The following is an 18,058-nucleotide window of genomic DNA, read 5'->3' as shown; positions in this document are numbered from 1 at the left end:
GATCTTGTCTATTGTAACGCAACATTCCCGCTTGTGACTTTTATTTCGATCGGCTGAGCGCCATTCCCTTTGACGCCGGTGAGCCTTTCGCCTTCTTGATGTGTCTCGTCAAATGAATAAGACGATTTGATATTTCCGCTTGCCGATTCGGCGTTGACCGTAAAATCCCCGTCTTTCGGCAGGCTGATTGCTGCGCTGCCGCTCGTAAGCCTGACGGACGCAGGAGCATTTGCTTCTTGCAGCGATGCATTTACATTTCCTGAAGTAACCAGCACGTTAAAAGCGCCCGCCACATGATGCAAATTAACATTTCCGGAGGATGAGCGGACATTTGCGGTTTTTGCGGCAAGATCGGAAGCAATCAGATGGCCTGATAATCCTTTCGCTTCAAACGTTTCAGCGCGGACCTTCTTTAATGTCATGCTGCCGCTTGAGGAACGGACGCCCAGGTGAGCTAAGCCTAATCCCCTGTTTCCGTCAACTTCAATGTTTCCGCTTGACGAGCGGACGGTAATGTCCTGCTTATATTCATATGGAATGCGGACGATTAAAATGGAGCGGTGAAAGACATTCAAAAATTGAAAGCCTTTTTCCTTTGCCGTGAGGTTTAACGTTTTGCCTTGACTGCGGACAAACAGTTTTCCGGATTGGCCTGTGACGTGTGCCGCAATGTCGTTGCGGGTCTCGGCAATGATTTTCACATCCATTTGTTCCGAAGAAACCGCCAGGCTGCTGATCTCCCGAGGCGAAACGCTTGCCGATTCTGCTTCAGTTCCATTCAGAGGAAAAAGCCGCTCTGCAAAAACATCTTTCACCAAAAACAAGCAGCAAATGAGGACGCCTGCCGTAATCAGCAATTTGCCAAACATGGGCTTCATTACGTTCCATCCTTTTTTATTCATTTTATTATAAAGGAAAAGCCGGATAATTGATACGTGCATATAGGGAAGAGGCTTTATACGCCGATCTTCCCTTTTGCACATTATTCACTGACAGCTGTCGGCTGATCTGTTTTTTTCAAGGACAGCGAGCGCATCTTATCAAGCTCGGCCTCCACCTCGTCCGAATATTGCGAGCGGCTGTATTCTGTGTTTGCCTCTGCGGAATTTCCGTATTTTACGCGGACTTCCATTTCTTCAATGCGGTTTTCAACCCGCAGAAACTCTCTGTAGGCGCTCTCATTATCAATCTTATCGAAAGATGCATTCATATGCTCTTTCGCTTTTGCCGCATTAGCGCGGGCGATGAGCGCCTGTTTTTTATCCTTTACATCACGAAGGCGTGTTTCAAGCGTATCAAGCTGTTCCTTCAGCTCGGCCAGCTGTGTTTTCGCCTGCTCATAGGCCTCTGCATGTTCAGCCGCTTTACCCTCCAGGTATTTCATTTCAGTCAGAGCTTTTTTCGCAAGCTCTTCCTCACCGGCATCAAAAGCGAGCTGGGCTTGATTTTTCCGCTTAGCCGCCGTTTCGTGAGCATCTTCCTGCTTTTTCTTAAACTGATGGACGATCGTGTGCTGTTTGACAATCGTTTGTTTTGCCTTGGCGATGTCACTCTCCATATCACGCACATATTGATTCAGCATGACTTTCGGATTTTCTAATTTATCCAACCCTTCGTTAACAGATGCGACGAACATATCTCTTATTCTTTTTAAGACCATTTTTTATTCCTCCTTATTTTTTCTTCAAAAATTCTTCCCACTCTGAATCAAAATTAGATTGATAGCCGGGGGATGCCGTTTCCGGCTCATATGAGCGGGCGTCAGCTGATGAGCTGCCTTGCTTCATCATTTTCCAGCCAAAGTACACCATGGCTCCCGCCAGACCGATCGCAACGATAAACGGAAGAGAAGCGACGAGAATCATCGCCCCGATTAATCCGGCGATCATACCTGTAACGGCGCTGCCTTTTGAAAAGCGTTTGATTCCCCAATACAGTAAGAGGCCGCCGATGGCAAGCGGAATGATAAATGCGAAATGGCCTCCTCCGAAAAAGACGGAAAGTCCAAACACGATAAGCAGAAAACCGCCTGCAGTTTTTACATTTATATTCATGTATATCCTCCTTTCGTTTTCCTTGTCTTTACTATAAACAAAACGGATCGCCGGCAAAACGAGTCAGAGATTGATTTTCACATCAGACCGGAGTCGTATAAGGCCCCGGACCCCAAATAAAAAAACGCCGCTGGAAACGGCGTTTTTTAGTATGTTATATTCGGATGCTTGCTTCTTTTTCTCTGATTAAATCAGAGCGTTCCGCTTTCGCCAGCTTCGTAAAGAGCAAGATGCCGATACCGGAAAGCACTTCAACCAAACCGCCCGCCGCAATGACTTTCCCGGAGCCGAAGGCATTTGCGGCATATCCGCAGAGGACGGCGCCGAGCGGAATGGAGATATTAGAGATCATATGGATGACCGCGTAGACTTGCGGCTGATCATCGTGATCGACAGAGGTCTGGATAATGGTATATTCCGGCACGTTGATGGCGCTGACCGCAGAACCGAACGCAAAGGCTGCGAAGAATACGAGCGGCAAAAACGTGTTTATGCCTGTGATAAAAAACGCGGCTCCTTCAATGATCCCTGCCGATACAAATAAGAGCCCGTATTTGTTCACCTTCACCTTAGCCAGAATAAATCCCATTAAAAACGCTCCCCCGGTGCCCGTCGCCTTCAGAAGAGAGAAAACAAGCGGCGGCATGTTTAATTCCTCCGCGACATATACAGCCGAGAGCGCTTCCCACGGAGCGGCCGCAAAATTCATGAAAATACAGTAAATCGCAAGCGGAAATAAAATCTGGTGCTTTCTGACAAGGGTGAAGCCCCGTTTGAGCCTGCCAAAATATGTACCCCGCTGTTTGACGGCGACAGCTTCCGTTTTTGCCTGATTCACTTGATATGTAATAAAAAGAACGAGAAAACCTGATAGAAGATAGAAAATAAGTGCAATAAACATGGAATAGACGGGACTGATAAAAGTCAAAAACACCCCGCTTAACGTAATCGCGGCAAGCCTCACGATCTGGCCGGATGACTGAATAACCGCATTCGCTTTTTGCAGGCTGTTTTCTCCGACAATATTGGGGATTAAAGAAATTGAGGCGGGATTATAGGCAGCGCCAGTCGCCGAATGGACAATCATCAGAAGCATGACAAACCATAAGGGAGAAAAACCGTTGAAATAACAGATCGGAATGATTAAAACGACCGCGGCCCGTGTAATATCAGAAAAATACATCCAGAATTTCAGCGTATGCTGCTTCATAAAAGGCCCGGTAATCGGCGCCAGCATCGCCTCCGGAAGAAAAGTGACAGCAATTAAAAGCGCTGTGCCGATCGCGCCTTCCCCGTCAAAAATTAAAAACCAAAGAATTGAATTGAAGGCAAAACCGTCACCTGACAATTTGATAAGCCTGGAGATAAACAGAAAGGTGAAATTTTTATGCCAGATGCTCTCGCTCTTATTATATGTATCCATCTATCAAATCCCCCATTTTTTTACAATGTTTCTTACAATATCTCATTGTTTCATTTTTCAGTCAATAATGCATAAGATACATTTTCCTACGGGCAATAGGGGATCAATTGAGCGATAAATAAAAAAACAGCCGGCATGGCGAATGTACCGGCTGCGAAAAGCTTATTTATCGTCTCGGAATACGGCTGCGCTTCTTTCATACTCGATATCCTTGACGCCTTGTCTTGCGTTCACTGCTCTCGCCGCCGCAAAGAAATAATCTGACAGGCGGTTCAAGTAACGCAGCACCGCTTCGTTTATATCTTCAGTTTTTCTCAGTTTCACCACGATCCGCTCCGCCCGTCTCGTGATGGTCCGCGCGATATGAAGCTGCGCAGCCGCCTTATGCCCGCCAGGCAGAATGAATTTCTCAATCGGCGGCGCTTCAGCCGTGTAACGGTCAATACAGGTTTCCAAAACGGAAACCGCTTCATCTTTCAATTTGTATTCCTTATGTTCGGTAACAGCCGCCAAGTCGCCGCCGCAGTCAAACAGCTCGTGCTGAATGTTTTGCAGCTCGGCTTGCAGATCACTGCAGTCCGGGCAGCAGGAAAGCTCCGCAAGCGCGAGTCCGACAAAGCTGTTCAGTTCATCAATCGTCCCGTAGCTTTCGACCCGGAGACTGTCTTTGTCCGTTCTTCCGCCGATCAGACTTGTTTGGCCTTTATCGCCTGTTTTCGTATACAGCCTCATGGGCTACATCCCTCCTTCTTCCGCTTCTTTTACGCATTGCCTCACGCCGCGGCGGATCACCTGCTCCGCATGGCTTACATCCAGTTCATGTCCGGTTTGCGAAGCGGCAATGACAATATCGCCTTTTGCTTGTTTGCCGCAAAGGGCTTGCGCTCTCGCTTCGCTCGCCGCCATTAAAAACCTTGCAAACGCTTGATCAGATAAAGAGCCGCTGATCAGCACCCAAAGGCTGTGACGTGCTGTCACGGTAATGCAGACCGAATCAAACGTGAGGCAAACATAATCGCTCTCTTTTTCGCCGCATGTGCTCATAAGCCGGCGGCTCCATGAGAAACCTGAGCCGTCAGCCGCCGTTGACAATATTCTCAGCGGTTGGTCTGTATGCAGTGTCACAGTATTTCCGCTTTTGTTTATGAGTGATGAAAAAGGAACGGGTTCCGCTCCTTTTTGATTCCCATCCTCCGATACAAGCGTGATTAGCGGTTTAGGCGACGTTTCCTGATGAACAGCGCTGACGTTTGTACCGTATATGTCTTCGATTTTCTGTTTCGTCAAGGCTTGCTCCGGCGTTTGTTTCGGATAAGCACAGCCTTCTTTCATCATCAGCAGATGATCACAGTATTGGCTTGCGGCATTAAGGTCGTGAAAAATACTGACTGCCGTAAGCCCTTTTTCTCTCGTCAGCCGCTTTACGATATCGAGCAGGCCTTTTTGGTACTTGAGATCGAGAAATGTCGTCGGCTCGTCCAGGCATAAAATATTCGGCTGCTGGGCCAAGGCTTGAGCCAAATAGACACGCTGCCGTTCTCCGCCGCTCAGATGCCGAACGGATTGGTGCGCATATTGAGCGATGCCTGCCATTTCCATCGCTTCTTGAACGATTTCTTCGTCTTTTTGATTCGTCTGCCTGAATAGGCCTTTTTGAAAAGGGTATCTGCCGAAGGACACCGTTTCTTTCACGGTAAATGTAAAAGCTTGTTCTGTTTGCTGCGGCAAAACGGCCATGATTTTCGCAAGCTCCCTCGGCTTATATGCGCCGACGGGCCTGCCGCAGAGAAGCACATCCCCTTTTTCCGGAGCCATCATTCCTGTCAGCAATTTCATAAGTGTTGTTTTCCCGGATCCGTTCGGCCCGAGAATTCCCAGAAATTCACCCTTTTCAGCCGTAAAGCTTACATCCTTCACAATCAGCCGTTCCCCGTACCCTCCGGACAGGCTGTTAACCTCTATCATAAACGTTTCCCCCCATGATGCTGACGAAGCAGAATCAGCGCAAATACGGGCGCTCCCGCCAAGGCTGTCATAATGCCGATCGGCAATTCGACCGGTTCAATCACGGTCCGGGAAAACAAGTCTGCCAGAATGAGAAAACCGGCGCCCGTCAATGCAGACAGCGGAAGCAAATGGCGATGGTCCGTTCCCCACAAAAGCCGTGTCACATGCGGAATGACCAGGCCGACAAAACCGATGGTTCCAGATACGGCCACAGCTCCTCCCGTCAGCAGAGACCCGGCAATGATCATGAGAAATTTTCTCCTCTGGACACTGACGCCCAAAAGCCTCGCCTTTTCCTCTCCATAGGTCATGACGTTCAATTCTCTCCCGTTGATGAGCAAAAGCGCCGTCCCGGCCAGAAAAAAAGGCAGAAACAGCGCGACATAGCCCCAGCCCCTCATCGACACGCTCCCTAACAGCCAGCGGACGATCGGCAGCAGATCATTTCCCGTTAAGGCGATCACAAGAGAAATGAGGGCGCCTAAAAATGAATTCATGATAATGCCGGTCAAAATGAGCGTCGAAACAGACATGGACGCATGGACGAGCCGGCTGAAAAACAGCACCGCCGCCATGACCGCAAGAGCTGCGGCGACACTGATAACCGGCAGTGTAAATCGTCCGAAGAAAGGCAGCTGAATACCGAAAAACAAGGTCAGGACAGCTCCCGCGGAGGCCCCTGAGGAAACGCCGAGCGTATACGAATCAGCGAGCGGATTTTTCAAAAGCCCCTGAAAGGCCGCCCCCGCGATCGAAAGCGCTGCTCCGACAAGAGCTGCCAGGACGACTCTCGGCAAACGGATATTCATCATAATATTTGTGTACATAGGATCAACCGAAGACGTCCGGCCGATTCCGATCATAACGACATCGGATACAGGAATATGCAGGCTCCCGATCGAGATGCCGAGCAGCATACAGATCGCTAAAAACAAAAGGCTTACCGTATATGCCAGTGCGCGGTTATTTTTTAAACGTGTCAGGATAAACGCTTTCTGCAAGTTTCTCGACCCCTTTTACAAGGCGCGGGCCTGAACGTGTGACAAGGTCAGGATCAACCGAATATACACGATGGTCTTTCACCGCATTGATGGCGCCCCAGCCGGCGCGTTTTTCCACTTCAGCGGCTTTTACGCCGTCCGTCGTTATGATGACATCAGGATTCAGTTTTACAATCGCTTCATCCGTCAGCTGCACCCATCCGGTTTGGCTGCCGGCGGCGTTTTTCGCGTGTATATCCTCAAGCATTTCATTCATAAATGTGCCTTTGCCCGTCGTATAGACGTCAGGAGACACTTCGACGAATACTTTCTTTTCATCTTTTTCAGAAATAGAATCCGCCTTTTTTTCTATGGCAGAAAGGTCTGATTTCATTTTTCCGACTAAGCGGTCTGCTTCCTTCTCTTTGCCGGCCGCTTTTCCGATCATATGAATAGACTTGTACACATCTTGGAACGATTGCGCGTCATTGACCGTCAGGACGGTAATTCCTGCATCTTTTAATTGCTTCATCGCATCAGCCGAAGCGGACATGGATGACGCGTGGGCCAGCACGAGATCAGGTTTCAGCGCGATCACCTTCTCTGCGTTAATATTCATATCTCCGACTTTCGCGATTTTTTTTGTTTCCTTTGGATATGTATCATTTGTCGTGACGCCGACGACCTTATCTCCAAGTCCCAGAGCGTATGTAATTTCGGTATTGCTCGGCATCAGCGAAACGATTTTTTTCGGTTCCTTCTGAATGGTTACTTTTTCATTTGCGGCATCCTTGACGGTTACCGGGAATGCCTCGGTTGAGACGGCCTTTTGTTTGGTCTGGCTTCCTTCTTCATGGCCGCCGGAACAGCCGACGATCAGGAACGCGGTGACAAGCAGCGCCGTCCAGATTGCGGTGATTTTTTTCATTTTTTATACTCCCCCTGCTTATGATAAACGATTTGTCCCTCTGACATTCGTATCCTTTTTTCGCAGTAATTATACTATATGTCTGTCAAGCTTGTATATCAGTCCTTTTTACATGAAAGCAGGTTGTTCGTAAACACTAAAATCCATCGTGTATACTGTTACATTATCGCGCAAAAGGGAGGATCATCATGCAATTACAGCTTGAACAGAAGCTCGTTCTCATTACAGGGTCAACTTCCGGCATCGGAAAAGCCGCCGCGAAATGCTTTTTAGCCGAAGGAGCCGCAGTGATTGTGAACGGGAGAAAAAAAGACACCGTTGAACGGACGGTTGAAGAGCTTTCCGCTTACGGGACGGTTCACGGCATTGCCGCCGATTTATCACGCCAAGAGGAGGCCGACGAGCTGATAAAACAGGTCAGCCGCATCGGAGAAGTGGATATTCTCGTCAATAACCTCGGCTTTTTTGAAGTGAAGGATTTTGCTGAGGTGACGGATGAAGAATGGAGCCGGTATTTCGAGGTGAATGTCATGAGCGCCGTCCGCCTGTGCCGCCGCTATCTGCCGCAAATGCTCGAGAGAAACAGCGGCCGGATTTTGAACATTTCCAGTGAAGCAGGTGTCAAACCGCTTGCACAAATGATTCCTTATTCAATGACTAAAACAGCCTTAATCAGTTTATCCCGAGGAATGGCGGAAATGACAAAGGGCACAAAAGTCACCGTCAATTCCGTGCTGCCGGGGCCTACTTGGACCGAGGGCGTCGCTTCCTACATGGAAGGAGCTGCAAAGGCTGCCGGTGAAGATACGGATACCTTTGTGAAAGATTATTTCAAAGTGAACGAGCCGACATCGCTCATTCAGCGTTACACCACTCCTGAAGAAGTAGCCAACACGATTGTATTTCTCGCGTCTGAGACGGCTTCTGCCATTAACGGCACCGCGCAAAGGGTCGAAGGCGGCATTATCCGCTCCATTTAACCCATACAAAAAGCCCAGCACAAGGGGGACAGTCCCCCAAGGTGCCCGGGCTTTTTTATACAATGCCTGCAAAAGGGACCGGCTCCCAGCCCCCAGTCTCAAGCTCGATCGAAAACAGGCCGCCAGCGTGCGGCTGTTCGAGTCTCTCGGCTTCCGTCATTTTTTCCGTCGCCGTCGTAATATACAACGTTTTCAGCTCTTTGCCTCCGAAGGCGCAGCAGGTGACATATTTTGCGAGAACGTCAATCGACGCGATTTCTTTATGCTGAAACGGGTCAATCTGAACGGCCCGTCCGCCTCCGAATAAAGCCACCCACAGCATCCCGTTTTGGTCAATGGTCATTCCGTCAGGAGACCCGTCCGATTTTGGAAACCGGTAGACGGTTTTAGGATCCGATACATCTCCGGTTTCAGGATCGTATGTGTAGCAGACGATTTCCTGTGTCGGGGTATCGATATAGTACATCAGGTTTCGATTCCGATCCCAGTCCAATCCGTTGGAGGTGGAGACTTGATCCTTGATTTTCACTAGGCTGCCGTCCGTGTTTAACCGGTACAGCGAAGCCTCCTCCTCCTTACCTTCCATACTCGTCGTTCCCGCCCAAAGCCTTCCGGACGGATCACATTTCGCGTCATTGAAGCGGATGCCGTCCCGCATGTCCTTCGGCCGCTTCATTTTCGTCAATGTATCTTCCTGAAGATGATAAAGATAAAATCCATCTTTCATCGTCATGACCAATTCTTCCTTTGAATACAAAGCAAGCGCCGTCACAAACGATTTAAATTTAACGGAACGGTTTATTCCGTCAGCCGGGGTGAACATATGGAGCTGGCTGCCCAATATATCTACCCAGTACAGGCATTCTTTCTCCTTGTCCCATAAAGGGCCTTCTCCGATGACTGCTCTCGTATCTGCTTGTAATGCTGCTTCCATGTTTGCACACCTCATTTGCTCGTCGTTCTCTTATTGTTATTCCCGACAAAGCGGCGTCCAAACTCAATCTTTTTTTAAAAGAATCGTAATTACCGTTCCTGCATTGATTCTGCTGTTGACATGGATGGTTCCGTTATGGAGATGAACGAGCTCCTTGGCAATCGCAAGCCCGAGCCCCGTGCCTTCTGACGGACCCTTCGTATTCGTTCCGCGGTAATAGCGGTTAAACAGCTGATGGATGGTTTCTTCGTCCATTCCTCTGCCGTTATCCTTTACCTTCAGAATGAGCTGTTCTGCGGATTCCTCAAGTACGACCTGAATGGCGGTTCCTTTCTTATTATGCTTCACAGCATTCGCCAGCAGATTCTCCAGGATGCGGCGGAACCATGCTTCGTCAATCGCGAAAAGAATGTCTTCATCTTTCGTAGAAAATGTAATGTCATAGCCTTCTGAAAATGTATTTTTCGTAAAATCATTCGTGACGTTTCTGATAAAGGGAACGACGCTGATCATTCTTCTTTCGATTGGCAGAGCGGCGTTTTTCAGCCGGTACGTTAAGTTTAAGTCCTCAATCAGCTTAGACATATATTCTGATTTTTCTCTGACGATCTGCCCCATTTCTTTGACTTCTTCCGGCGTCCAGTCGTATTGCTTCGACTCCAGCATCATGCTGTAGCCGTAAATCGTACTGAGCGGCGTTTTTAAATCATGGGACAGACCGGCGATCCATTCTTCCCTTGTCGTCTGAATTTTTTCCCTGTTTTCCTTGTCCCGTTTCAGCGTGTCGGTCAGCTGATCCATTGATTCGAAAATCTCGGAGAAAAAGCGGAACGGATGCTTTGTTTTGCCTTTTTTGTTTTTGCTGACAGGGCGGCCTTTTCGGTTGCGCGGCTCCTCAAGCCGGCCTTTCGATAAGTTGACGAGCCATCTGATCGTGTGAAAAAGCGGCCATCCGAAACGGAAGGAATACCAAATCGTCAGCATGCAAATCATGAAAACCAAAACTCCGATCAGCAGAAACAGGGTTTTCAGCACATTTTTCAAAAATGATTTATTAAATTCATGATCGGGAATATAAACGGGATTCGGAACTGTCGCGACCATCCATTTTGTTTTATCAATTCTTTTAAAGGAAAATTCCCGCTTATAATTCCACGGCTTTGAACTGTATTTCAAAAGCTCGAGCTCATTTATATTTTCCCGCTCTTTTTTCGTGCTGTTGATATCTCCGAGCAGTCTGCCGTTGGCCTCAAGAAGATACACCGCGCCTTTTTCCCGTTTAATAAAATCTTTTGTGCTTTTTTTGTATTGAGTAAGGGAAGAAAGAGATGGTTCATGTGACTCGATGTACGTGAAGAGCTGTTCACTGGCAGATTTCCAGCCAAACAAAATTAAATAGGTCTCATCATTAATCGTGACTGTCCAATAGTTCAGCTTGTAGTTGTCAAAATTTCTATTCTGATAAATGGATAAGAGCTCTTTTCTGCTGTAATGGCTCGGCACATCTCTTGGCACACGGTAAGCGTAATCTGTTTTCTCCTGGTCATTAATAATTTGAAGCCAGCCATGCTGTTTTCTGACCGACATCTTTAAAAATTCATCGACCTCCCATGATCCGTCCTCATTTTTATCAAGCCATGCTTCAAAGGAGTCAGCCGTCGCTTTTGTGAGGCCGGCGTTGGCTTCAGCTTCACTGAAGCGCCAATCCAAATAGAAAAACGAAGCGATGGCCATGGCGGTAATCAGCAGGATGACAAGCAGCAGCTGCCCGAAAAAATGGAGCAGAAATTTCCCGCGCATCCTCATGATTCGGTTCCTTTTTCTCCTTGATCGGGAATGAACCGGTAGCCGAGGCCGCGAACGGTCACGATATAATCCGGATTGCTTGGGTCCTTCTCAATCTTTTCTCTTAGCTTACGGATGTGCACCATGACCGTATTGTTGTCACCGTAAGACGGATATCCCCATACTTTTTCATAGATTTGATCCTTTGAGAGCACCACATTGGGATGCTCGCAGAAAAACTGCAGCAATTGCAGAAGCTGCGCGGAGCAGCTGACGGGCTGGCCGCCGACAATCAGCTCGGCGTTTTGCGGTGAATATGAAAAATAGCCGTATGAATACGTCTTTTCCGCCTCTTTATCTTCCCGCTTATATGTTCTCTTTAAGTGCGCTCTGATGCGCGCCGCCAATTCGAGCGGGTTAAACGGTTTCGTTATATAATCATCTGCTCCCAATGCAAATCCTGACAGCTTGTCCGCGTCAGATGACCGGGCAGTCAGAAAAAAGATCGGAGCGTCGGTATAGTTTCGTATTTCCGTGCACGCTTCAAAACCGGACATCCCTTCCATCATGACATCCAGCACAAGCAGATCGACGCTTTCATGCTTGACATGCTCTATGGCTTCCTCAGCGCTTCCGGCCGACTTTACGTTATGATAGCCTTCTTTGATGAGAACGCGTTTAACCATATCAACAATCGCCTTCTCATCGTCTACAATTAAAATTGACGCATTTTCCACTTTGACGTTCCTTTCTCTCTGTTTTTTTCATCATATCATTATATGGATGAGATTTGGTACTTTTTTAGTGCGGAGGTATTACGGGGCACAGAAAAGAAAAACGAGACCGGACAGCTGCTCTCGTTTTTCTCGTGTGTGATGGCAGAGTATAGTTGAAGCCGCCGTTCGCCTCAGGAGCTTTCATTAATAAGATGAAGAATAAATTCCCAAAATCCCGGTACTTCCTGACATAACAGCATGTCCGCTTTCTCAAATATCTTGATCTTCAGTTCCTGTTCCAAATCCTCTCTTTCCTGGTAAGAAGTATTGTTCAGTTTTTTTTTATCATTGGTGAAAAACGCGAAATGAAGTATTCCATTTCGTCATGATCTGTTTTCTCTTTGTTGCATTCAAATGGCCCGTTCACTGCTCCTTTTCCCCCTTTTTTTGCTTGTCCAGCTGTTTTCTGAGATTGTCCAGCCCCTTTTTGTGAATATTGGAAATGTTTTGCCTGGATTCGCCTAACGACTCGGCAATCTCCTTCATTGTTGCCCCGTGAAGGTAAATGTTCGTTAATACACTTTTTTGTTTATCGGTTAATGTTTGAAGCGCTTCGTACAAGTCCCGGTTTTGGACGTGCTGGCTCAAATCCCCCTGCTGCCGCAAAAACTCTTCATATGCGTCTTTCCCCATTTCATAGGGAAGCGGTTCGCCTCCTTCCGGCTGATCAACCGTCAGCGGATACCGCTTTTGGTTTTTACGGATGCGCTTGTCAAAGTCGATGGAGAAAATCCGGATCATCGAGTTCATATATTTAATGATCCGGATTTCCTTATAAAACTGCTTAAAATTTTCGTCCAGTGATTTTGCATCCTTCTCATTTGAGTGTTCCATCACATTTTTGAACTGCTCGTAATGCTGGGGGTTGCTCAAAAAATGTTTAACAATAGGGTGTTTCATAATTTCCTTGCATTTTGACCGTAAAAGAACTTGATAGTCCATAAAACCGCCTCCTAGTTACATTAAATGAAAGAAAGCAAAAAAAGTAAACTACTCCTTTCCGCCTAAGGTTTCTTATCCCTTATGGCCCAGTTTTTTATCGGACAAAAAAAGAACCGCTCCCGGGCTTTCAGGTTTACGATATCCGTTCTATCTTTCACTTATATACATGACTACAGATCAAGACAGGAGGTGGTAGGAGATGGATCAGGTTTTTATAGAAGAAGTTGTGAGACAAATCGGCAATCTCGGTTTCCCCGCACTGATTGCCATGTACCTTCTCACCCGGTTTGAGAAAAAGTTTGACCACCTGATCGAGCTGATGACGGAACTGAAAGACCAGAAGATGAAAAATTAATTTTCGAACGAAGTTGACTTTTCATCGGAACGCATCACTTAACTAAGCAGAAGGGAAAACGAAAGGCCTTTCACATTCTCTTTCTGGCAAAAAAACATAGTTTGAGAGGGGACGATTTACATGTCAAAAGAAAACAACGGCAATATCCCGCAGCCGATCAGAGGAGACAAAGGGGCTACAGTCACCATTCCCCGAAACCTTGAAAGGGACCGCCAAAACCCTGATATGCTGGTGCCGCCGGAAACAGATCACGGTACAGTCGACAACATGAAATTCTCGTTCTCAGATGTTCACAACCGGTTAGAAAAAGGCGGTTACGCCCGTGAGGTAACCGTGCGCGAGCTGCCGATCTCAAAAAATCTGGCTTCTGTCAACATGCGTTTAAAACCAGGGGCGATTCGCGAGCTTCACTGGCATAAGGAAGCGGAATGGGCTTATATGATGACAGGGAAAGCGCGCATTACCATTGTTGATGAACAAGGCCGCAGCTTTATCGATGATGTGAAGGAAGGGGATTTATGGTACTTCCCGTCAGGTCTTCCCCACTCCATTCAGGGGCTTAAAGAAGGCTGTGAATTCCTGCTTGTCTTTGATGACGGGTCATTCTCTGAAAATAGTACGTTCCAATTAACAGACTGGCTTGCCCATACGCCTTTGGATGTCATCGCGAATAACTTCGGGGTAACGGAGAAAGAGCTTGCTAATCTTCCGGCGAAAGAAAAATATATCTTTGAAGAACCGGTTCCGGGCTGCCTGAAGGATGATATTACAGAAGGGCCGAACGGCGAACCGCCTTACCCATTCACGTACCGTCTGCTTGATGAAGGGCCGACTGCGGAAACAGACGGCGGTAAAGTATATATCGCCGATTCTGCAAACTTCAAAGTGTCAAAAACAATTGCTTCCGCGCTCGTTGTTGTAGAACCCGGCGCAATGAGGGAGTTGCACTGGCATCCGAATACGCATGAATGGCAATATTATATTTCCGGCAAAGCGCGTATGACGGTGTTTGCTTCTGACGGCCATGCGAGAACCTTTAACTATCAGGCGGGCGATGTCGGTTACGTTCCATTCGCGATGGGCCACTATGTTGAGAACCTTGGAGATGAGCCGCTTGTCTTCTTAGAAATCTTTAAGGATGATCACTATGCCGATGTGTCACTGAACCAATGGCTCGCCATGCTTCCTGAGACATTCGTTCAGCAGCACCTTGAATTAGGCAAAGACTTTACGGATATCCTTTCAAAAGAAAAACATCCTGTTGTGAAAAAGAAAAAATAAAGACACAAATGGACTTGCAGAGTTCCGCCTCTGCAAGTTTCCTCTGTGTGAAAAGGAGCTGAACTGATGATCACTCAAACCCCGAAAGTGTTTCTTCTTCAAGTGCTTCAATATACAGCAGCTGCGGCAGCCGTATTATTCGGTTATTTTATCGTAATGATGACAGTGTTTTCTTTAGCCGGGACAAGCTATGGATCAATTGCGTACGTCCTGCTTTTTGCCGTGCTTTTTATCTTTCTCGGATTATGCTTTGAACCGCTTGAGCGGCTGATGATACATAGCTTCACTTTTTTTCAAACGGGCAGGCTGTCTTTTATCCTTTTAGCAAGCACCGTGCAGCTGTTATTTCTCTGGATGACCGCCTATATGACAGATGAGCTGGTTGGGGACATTTGGCTGTCGACGACGGAGGAGCTGATTGTAGCCGCTGTTTTTTTTGTTTTGGATAAATGCTTTTCCGGCCATAAAAACACACGGGAACACTAAAAAAACGCAGGCCGGATGGCTGCGTTTTTTGCGTTACACCGTTACGCTTTCATGCTCGATTAAATCGTAGGTTAAGCAAACGGGTTTGTTCGTGCGCGGATCTTTTACGATTTGCGCGTCAATATGAAAGACCTCTTCCAAAATGCCGGGTGTCATGACTTCCTCCGCAGTCCCTTCCTTCATGACCCGCCCTTTTTTAAGCGCGATCATATAATGGGAAAAACGTGCGGCATGGTTCAAATCATGAATAACCATCAAAATGGTGCGGCCCTGTTCTTTATTTAATTTATCCAGCAGCTGCAAAATTTCAAGCTGATGGGCAAGATCTAGATATGTGGTCGGTTCATCGAGAAGAAGCAGCTCTGTTTCTTGAGCAAGCGCCATGGCAATCCATACACGCTGCCGCTGTCCTCCTGATAGCACCTCGATCGGACGGTCGTGAAAGGAGGCCATTCCCGTCTCCTCAAGGGCCCACTTGATCATTTCGCGGTCTTTTTCACTCAGGCGCCCCATTCCGGACTGATGCGGGAACCTGCCGTAGGAGACAAGTTCGTATACGGTCAGCCCGCTCGGCGCTTCAGGCGTCTGCGGAAGGATCGCCATTTCCTTCGCTATATCCTTCGTAGACATTTTCATGATCGCCTGTCCGTTTAAATAGACGGCGCCCGTTTTCGGACGCATGATTCTGGACATCGTTTTAAGAACCGTCGATTTTCCGCAGCCGTTAGGACCGATTAACGTTGTGATTTTTCCCTTTGGTATGGCGATATGCAAGTCTTTCGCAATCAAACGGTCGCCATAACCGACAGTAAGCTGTTCTGCCAATAATGAGTTCATCGCAGCAGTCTCCCTCCTTTATTTCGTTTTCATCAGCAAATAAATAAAATACGGCGCTCCGAGCACGGAAATCACCAAACCGACCGGAACCTCCGACGGAGCGAGTACATTTCTCGCCAGCGTATCAGCCAGCAGAAATAAAAACGCGCCGATTAAAGCGGAAACGGGGATAAGCGTTTGATGGCGCGGGCCTGTAAGCCTTCTTGCCAAATGCGGCGCAATCAAGCCGAGAAATGCGATTCCGCCAGCAGTAGCGACGCATGAAGCGGCCAGCGCAACGGCAGCAATCAGCAAAATGCGCCGTTCCTTTTCAACCGCTGTTCCAAGCCCCGTTGCCAGCTGATCTCCAAGCTGGAGCACATTTAAATACCGGGCTTTATAGAGGCTGAACGGCAAAAGAATCAAAAGCCACGGCAAAATGGACAGCACCATCTTCCAATTGGCATTCCAAATCGAGCCGGAAATCCACACCAGCGCCTGCATGAAGTCTTGCGGCGCCATTTTCAGCTGGAAAATCAGCAATAGAGCGTTAAATCCCGCATTTACGCCAATCCCGACTAAAATGAGCCGAACCGGCGAGACTCCTTTTTTCCAGGCCAGGACATAGATGAGAAGAGCGGCGAGAAAGGCTCCGGCCAACGCACTTACCGGCAGCAGCCACGTGCTGAACATGCTTAAATCAGCAGCGGTCCCCTGGAAAAAGAAAATAAACAGTACAACGGACAGGGAAGCCCCGGCATTAATGCCGAGAATTCCGGGCTCCGCCAAATCATTTTGAGAGACGCTTTGAAAAATCGCGCCTGCCGCAGCAATTCCGGCGCCGACCAATAAGGACAGCACCATTCGCGGCAATCTGAATTCAAATAAAACAAGCTGGTCGCGGGCGTCTCCCTGTCCGAAAAAGACACGAATCGTCTCTAAAGGAGCGATGCGGATGACGCCCATGTTTAAGCTGATAAAAAAGACGATTAATATAAGAAGAAACGTAACGGCCATAACGGCCAGCGGTTTTTTCGTTTTTGTTTTCATTACAGCCCTCTCCTTTCCCTGCGCGCCAAATAAAAGAAAAAGGGAACGCCGATGAGGGCGGTCAAAGCGCCGACCGGTGTTTCAAACGGCGCATTCACGAGTCTTGCAGCAATATCACTGAACACAAGCAGGACAGCGCCGAAAACCGCTGAACAAGGAATAATCCACCTGTAATCAACCCCGACCAAAAAACGGGTGATATGCGGAATGACCAGGCCGATAAAGGAAATGGCTCCGGCGACTGAGACAGAAACGCCCGTTAACAGGACGACGACAAGCATTCCGACGACTTTCACGAGCGCTGTGTATTGCCCGAGCCCCTTGGCCAGCTCCTCCCCTAAACTGAGCACCGTTACTGAACGCGCAATGAGAAATGCGAGCACCAATCCAACGGCCCCGACAACCAAAAGCAGCTGCACGCCCTGCCATTTCACGGATGCGACTCCGCCGGCATACCAAAACTTCACATCTTGGGCGACATCGAAACGGATCGCAATCGCGCTTGACAGCCCCGTTAAAAAATAGCCGACGGCCGTACCGGCCAGCGCAAGCTTCACCGGTGTCAGCCCGCCTTTAGAAAACATGCCGATGCCAAAAACCGCCAGAGCCCCGATGCCCGCACCAGCGAAGGACCATAATACAAGCCCGGCGGCAGACAATGCCGGAAAAAAAGCAAACGCCAAAGCGATTGCAAATCCTGACCCTGATGTCACTCCCATAATGGAAGGCTCAGCCAGCGGGTTTCGCGTCAGCCCTTGCATAATAGCCCCGGACACAGCTAAAAAAGCCCCGACCAAAGCGGCAGCGGCAGTTCTCGGCAGCCTCAGATCACGTACGATCTGATGGGATGTATTTTGCGGCTGAAAGTGAAAGAGAGCATCCCACACCGTCCGAAGATGAATGTCAGCAGCCCCGACAGAAACGGAAAGAGCTGCGCCGATCAGTAAGACGGCAATACCTGCACAAAGCAAAATGACCGCTCTGAAGGAACGCGCCGTCCACTGAATTTCGCTCCCTGAAGCACCTTGAGCCGTCATTGTCTGTTTCTTTTTCAATAGACCCAACACTCGTTCTTCCTTTCTCAAAACGACAATAGTGATAATGATTATCAATGACTTTTTTCAGTATAGCATCTTTACCTTCCCTTGTAAGGACTAAATTCATATAAAAAAGAAAGATTTCTTTAAAAAATAGCGTGCTTCTCTGAAACCGCAATGATATAATCACATTGATAATGATTCTCTTTATCACCCATAATCTA

Annotated in this window: 19 protein-coding genes and 1 pseudogene; 4 read left to right on the top strand and 16 right to left on the bottom strand. The window is 47.9% G+C overall.

All coding sequences use genetic code 11. The features are described 5' to 3' along the window. Window positions 1–8: 8 nt before the first annotated feature. From liaG to AXI59_RS08155, 8 genes are all read right to left on the bottom strand, one after another. Window positions 9–878, bottom strand: a complete 870-nt coding sequence (gene liaG / locus AXI59_RS08190; protein ID WP_061522296.1) for a LiaG family protein — start codon at window positions 876–878, stop codon at window positions 9–11. A 104-nt stretch (window positions 879–982) separates the two neighbouring features. Further along, window positions 983–1,660, bottom strand: coding sequence for a stress responsive protein LiaH (gene liaH, locus AXI59_RS08185; RefSeq protein ID WP_061522143.1), 678 nt, complete (start codon window positions 1,658–1,660; stop codon window positions 983–985). A gap of 13 nt (window positions 1,661–1,673) precedes the next feature. Then, on the bottom strand, window positions 1,674–2,054 hold the full coding sequence (locus tag AXI59_RS08180) for a hypothetical protein (protein WP_061522142.1): 381 nt from the start codon (window positions 2,052–2,054) through the stop codon (window positions 1,674–1,676). 154 nt (window positions 2,055–2,208) lie between these two features. After that, window positions 2,209–3,477 carry an MFS transporter gene (locus tag AXI59_RS08175; protein ID WP_061527897.1) on the bottom strand — a complete coding sequence of 423 codons (1,269 nt, stop codon included), beginning with the start codon at window positions 3,475–3,477 and terminating at the stop codon, window positions 2,209–2,211. A gap of 162 nt (window positions 3,478–3,639) precedes the next feature. After that, window positions 3,640–4,209 carry a cob(I)yrinic acid a,c-diamide adenosyltransferase gene (locus AXI59_RS08170; protein WP_061527896.1) on the bottom strand — a complete coding sequence of 190 codons (570 nt, stop codon included), beginning with the start codon at window positions 4,207–4,209 and terminating at the stop codon, window positions 3,640–3,642. Between the two features lie 3 nt (window positions 4,210–4,212). Further along, complete coding sequence (locus AXI59_RS08165; RefSeq protein WP_061527895.1) at window positions 4,213–5,442, bottom strand: ABC transporter ATP-binding protein; 1,230 nt, start codon at window positions 5,440–5,442, stop codon at window positions 4,213–4,215. Further along, complete coding sequence (locus AXI59_RS08160; protein WP_061527894.1) at window positions 5,439–6,485, bottom strand: FecCD family ABC transporter permease; 1,047 nt, start codon at window positions 6,483–6,485, stop codon at window positions 5,439–5,441. The genes AXI59_RS08165 and AXI59_RS08160 overlap by 4 nt, the downstream gene beginning before the upstream one ends. Next, on the bottom strand, window positions 6,448–7,392 hold the full coding sequence (locus tag AXI59_RS08155; RefSeq protein ID WP_061527893.1) for an ABC transporter substrate-binding protein: 945 nt from the start codon (window positions 7,390–7,392) through the stop codon (window positions 6,448–6,450). The genes AXI59_RS08160 and AXI59_RS08155 overlap by 38 nt, the downstream gene beginning before the upstream one ends. Before the next feature lie 188 nt (window positions 7,393–7,580). Between AXI59_RS08155 and AXI59_RS08150 the strand changes: the two genes are divergently transcribed. Next, window positions 7,581–8,372 (top strand): SDR family NAD(P)-dependent oxidoreductase, encoded by a 792-nt coding sequence (locus tag AXI59_RS08150; RefSeq protein WP_061527892.1) that lies wholly within the window; start codon window positions 7,581–7,583, stop codon window positions 8,370–8,372. Between the two features lie 55 nt (window positions 8,373–8,427). Here AXI59_RS08150 and AXI59_RS08145 read toward each other — a convergent pair whose 3' ends face one another. From AXI59_RS08145 to AXI59_RS08125, 5 genes and pseudogenes are all read right to left on the bottom strand, one after another. Continuing rightward, window positions 8,428–9,306 carry an SMP-30/gluconolactonase/LRE family protein gene (locus tag AXI59_RS08145; protein WP_061527891.1) on the bottom strand — a complete coding sequence of 293 codons (879 nt, stop codon included), beginning with the start codon at window positions 9,304–9,306 and terminating at the stop codon, window positions 8,428–8,430. 63 nt (window positions 9,307–9,369) lie between these two features. Further along, window positions 9,370–11,112, bottom strand: coding sequence for a HAMP domain-containing sensor histidine kinase (locus AXI59_RS08140; RefSeq protein ID WP_061527890.1), 1,743 nt, complete (start codon window positions 11,110–11,112; stop codon window positions 9,370–9,372). Then, on the bottom strand, window positions 11,109–11,828 hold the full coding sequence (locus tag AXI59_RS08135) for a response regulator transcription factor (protein ID WP_061527889.1): 720 nt from the start codon (window positions 11,826–11,828) through the stop codon (window positions 11,109–11,111). The genes AXI59_RS08140 and AXI59_RS08135 overlap by 4 nt, the downstream gene beginning before the upstream one ends. Window positions 11,829–11,998: 170 nt before the next feature. Continuing rightward, a pseudogene (gene rsoA / locus AXI59_RS08130) lies at window positions 11,999–12,234 on the bottom strand (sigma-O factor regulator RsoA). Then, window positions 12,231–12,767 (bottom strand): sigma-70 family RNA polymerase sigma factor, encoded by a 537-nt coding sequence (locus tag AXI59_RS08125; RefSeq protein WP_156476245.1) that lies wholly within the window; start codon window positions 12,765–12,767, stop codon window positions 12,231–12,233. The pseudogene rsoA and the gene AXI59_RS08125 overlap by 4 nt, the downstream one beginning before the upstream one ends. A gap of 241 nt (window positions 12,768–13,008) precedes the next feature. On the opposite strand from AXI59_RS08125, the gene AXI59_RS19275 reads away from it, so the two are divergent. The 3 genes from AXI59_RS19275 (at window position 13,009) to AXI59_RS08115 (ending at window position 14,931) form a co-directional block, all read left to right on the top strand. Beyond that, a complete protein-coding gene (locus AXI59_RS19275; RefSeq protein WP_064485277.1) occupies window positions 13,009–13,164 on the top strand; it encodes a YvrJ family protein in 156 nt (51 codons plus the stop codon). Between the two features lie 120 nt (window positions 13,165–13,284). Continuing rightward, entirely contained in the window at window positions 13,285–14,445 is a 1,161-nt protein-coding gene (locus tag AXI59_RS08120) for an oxalate decarboxylase family bicupin (RefSeq protein ID WP_061522131.1), read from the top strand. A gap of 66 nt (window positions 14,446–14,511) precedes the next feature. Continuing rightward, window positions 14,512–14,931: a regulatory YrvL family protein gene (locus AXI59_RS08115; protein WP_061522130.1), complete on the top strand. Its 420-nt coding sequence runs from the start codon at window positions 14,512–14,514 to the stop codon at window positions 14,929–14,931. 33 nt (window positions 14,932–14,964) lie between these two features. Here the strand turns inward: AXI59_RS08115 and AXI59_RS08110 are convergent, their stop codons facing one another. Genes AXI59_RS08110 through AXI59_RS08100 form a run of 3 tightly spaced genes read right to left on the bottom strand, consistent with a single transcriptional unit; the run spans window position 14,965 to window position 17,834 of the window. Continuing rightward, window positions 14,965–15,768, bottom strand: coding sequence for an ABC transporter ATP-binding protein (locus AXI59_RS08110; RefSeq protein WP_061527888.1), 804 nt, complete (start codon window positions 15,766–15,768; stop codon window positions 14,965–14,967). A gap of 18 nt (window positions 15,769–15,786) precedes the next feature. Next, window positions 15,787–16,797, bottom strand: a complete 1,011-nt coding sequence (locus AXI59_RS08105) for a FecCD family ABC transporter permease (RefSeq protein WP_061527887.1) — start codon at window positions 16,795–16,797, stop codon at window positions 15,787–15,789. Next, complete coding sequence (locus AXI59_RS08100; RefSeq protein ID WP_205632583.1) at window positions 16,797–17,834, bottom strand: FecCD family ABC transporter permease; 1,038 nt, start codon at window positions 17,832–17,834, stop codon at window positions 16,797–16,799. Before AXI59_RS08100 ends, AXI59_RS08105 begins: the two co-directional genes overlap by 1 nt. Between the last annotated feature and the right edge of the window lie 224 nt (window positions 17,835–18,058).

The organism is Bacillus nakamurai, assembly GCF_001584325.1.
GTDB classification, from domain to species: Bacteria; Bacillota; Bacilli; order Bacillales; family Bacillaceae; genus Bacillus; species Bacillus nakamurai.
This window is presented reverse-complemented; position numbering and strand designations above follow the sequence as displayed.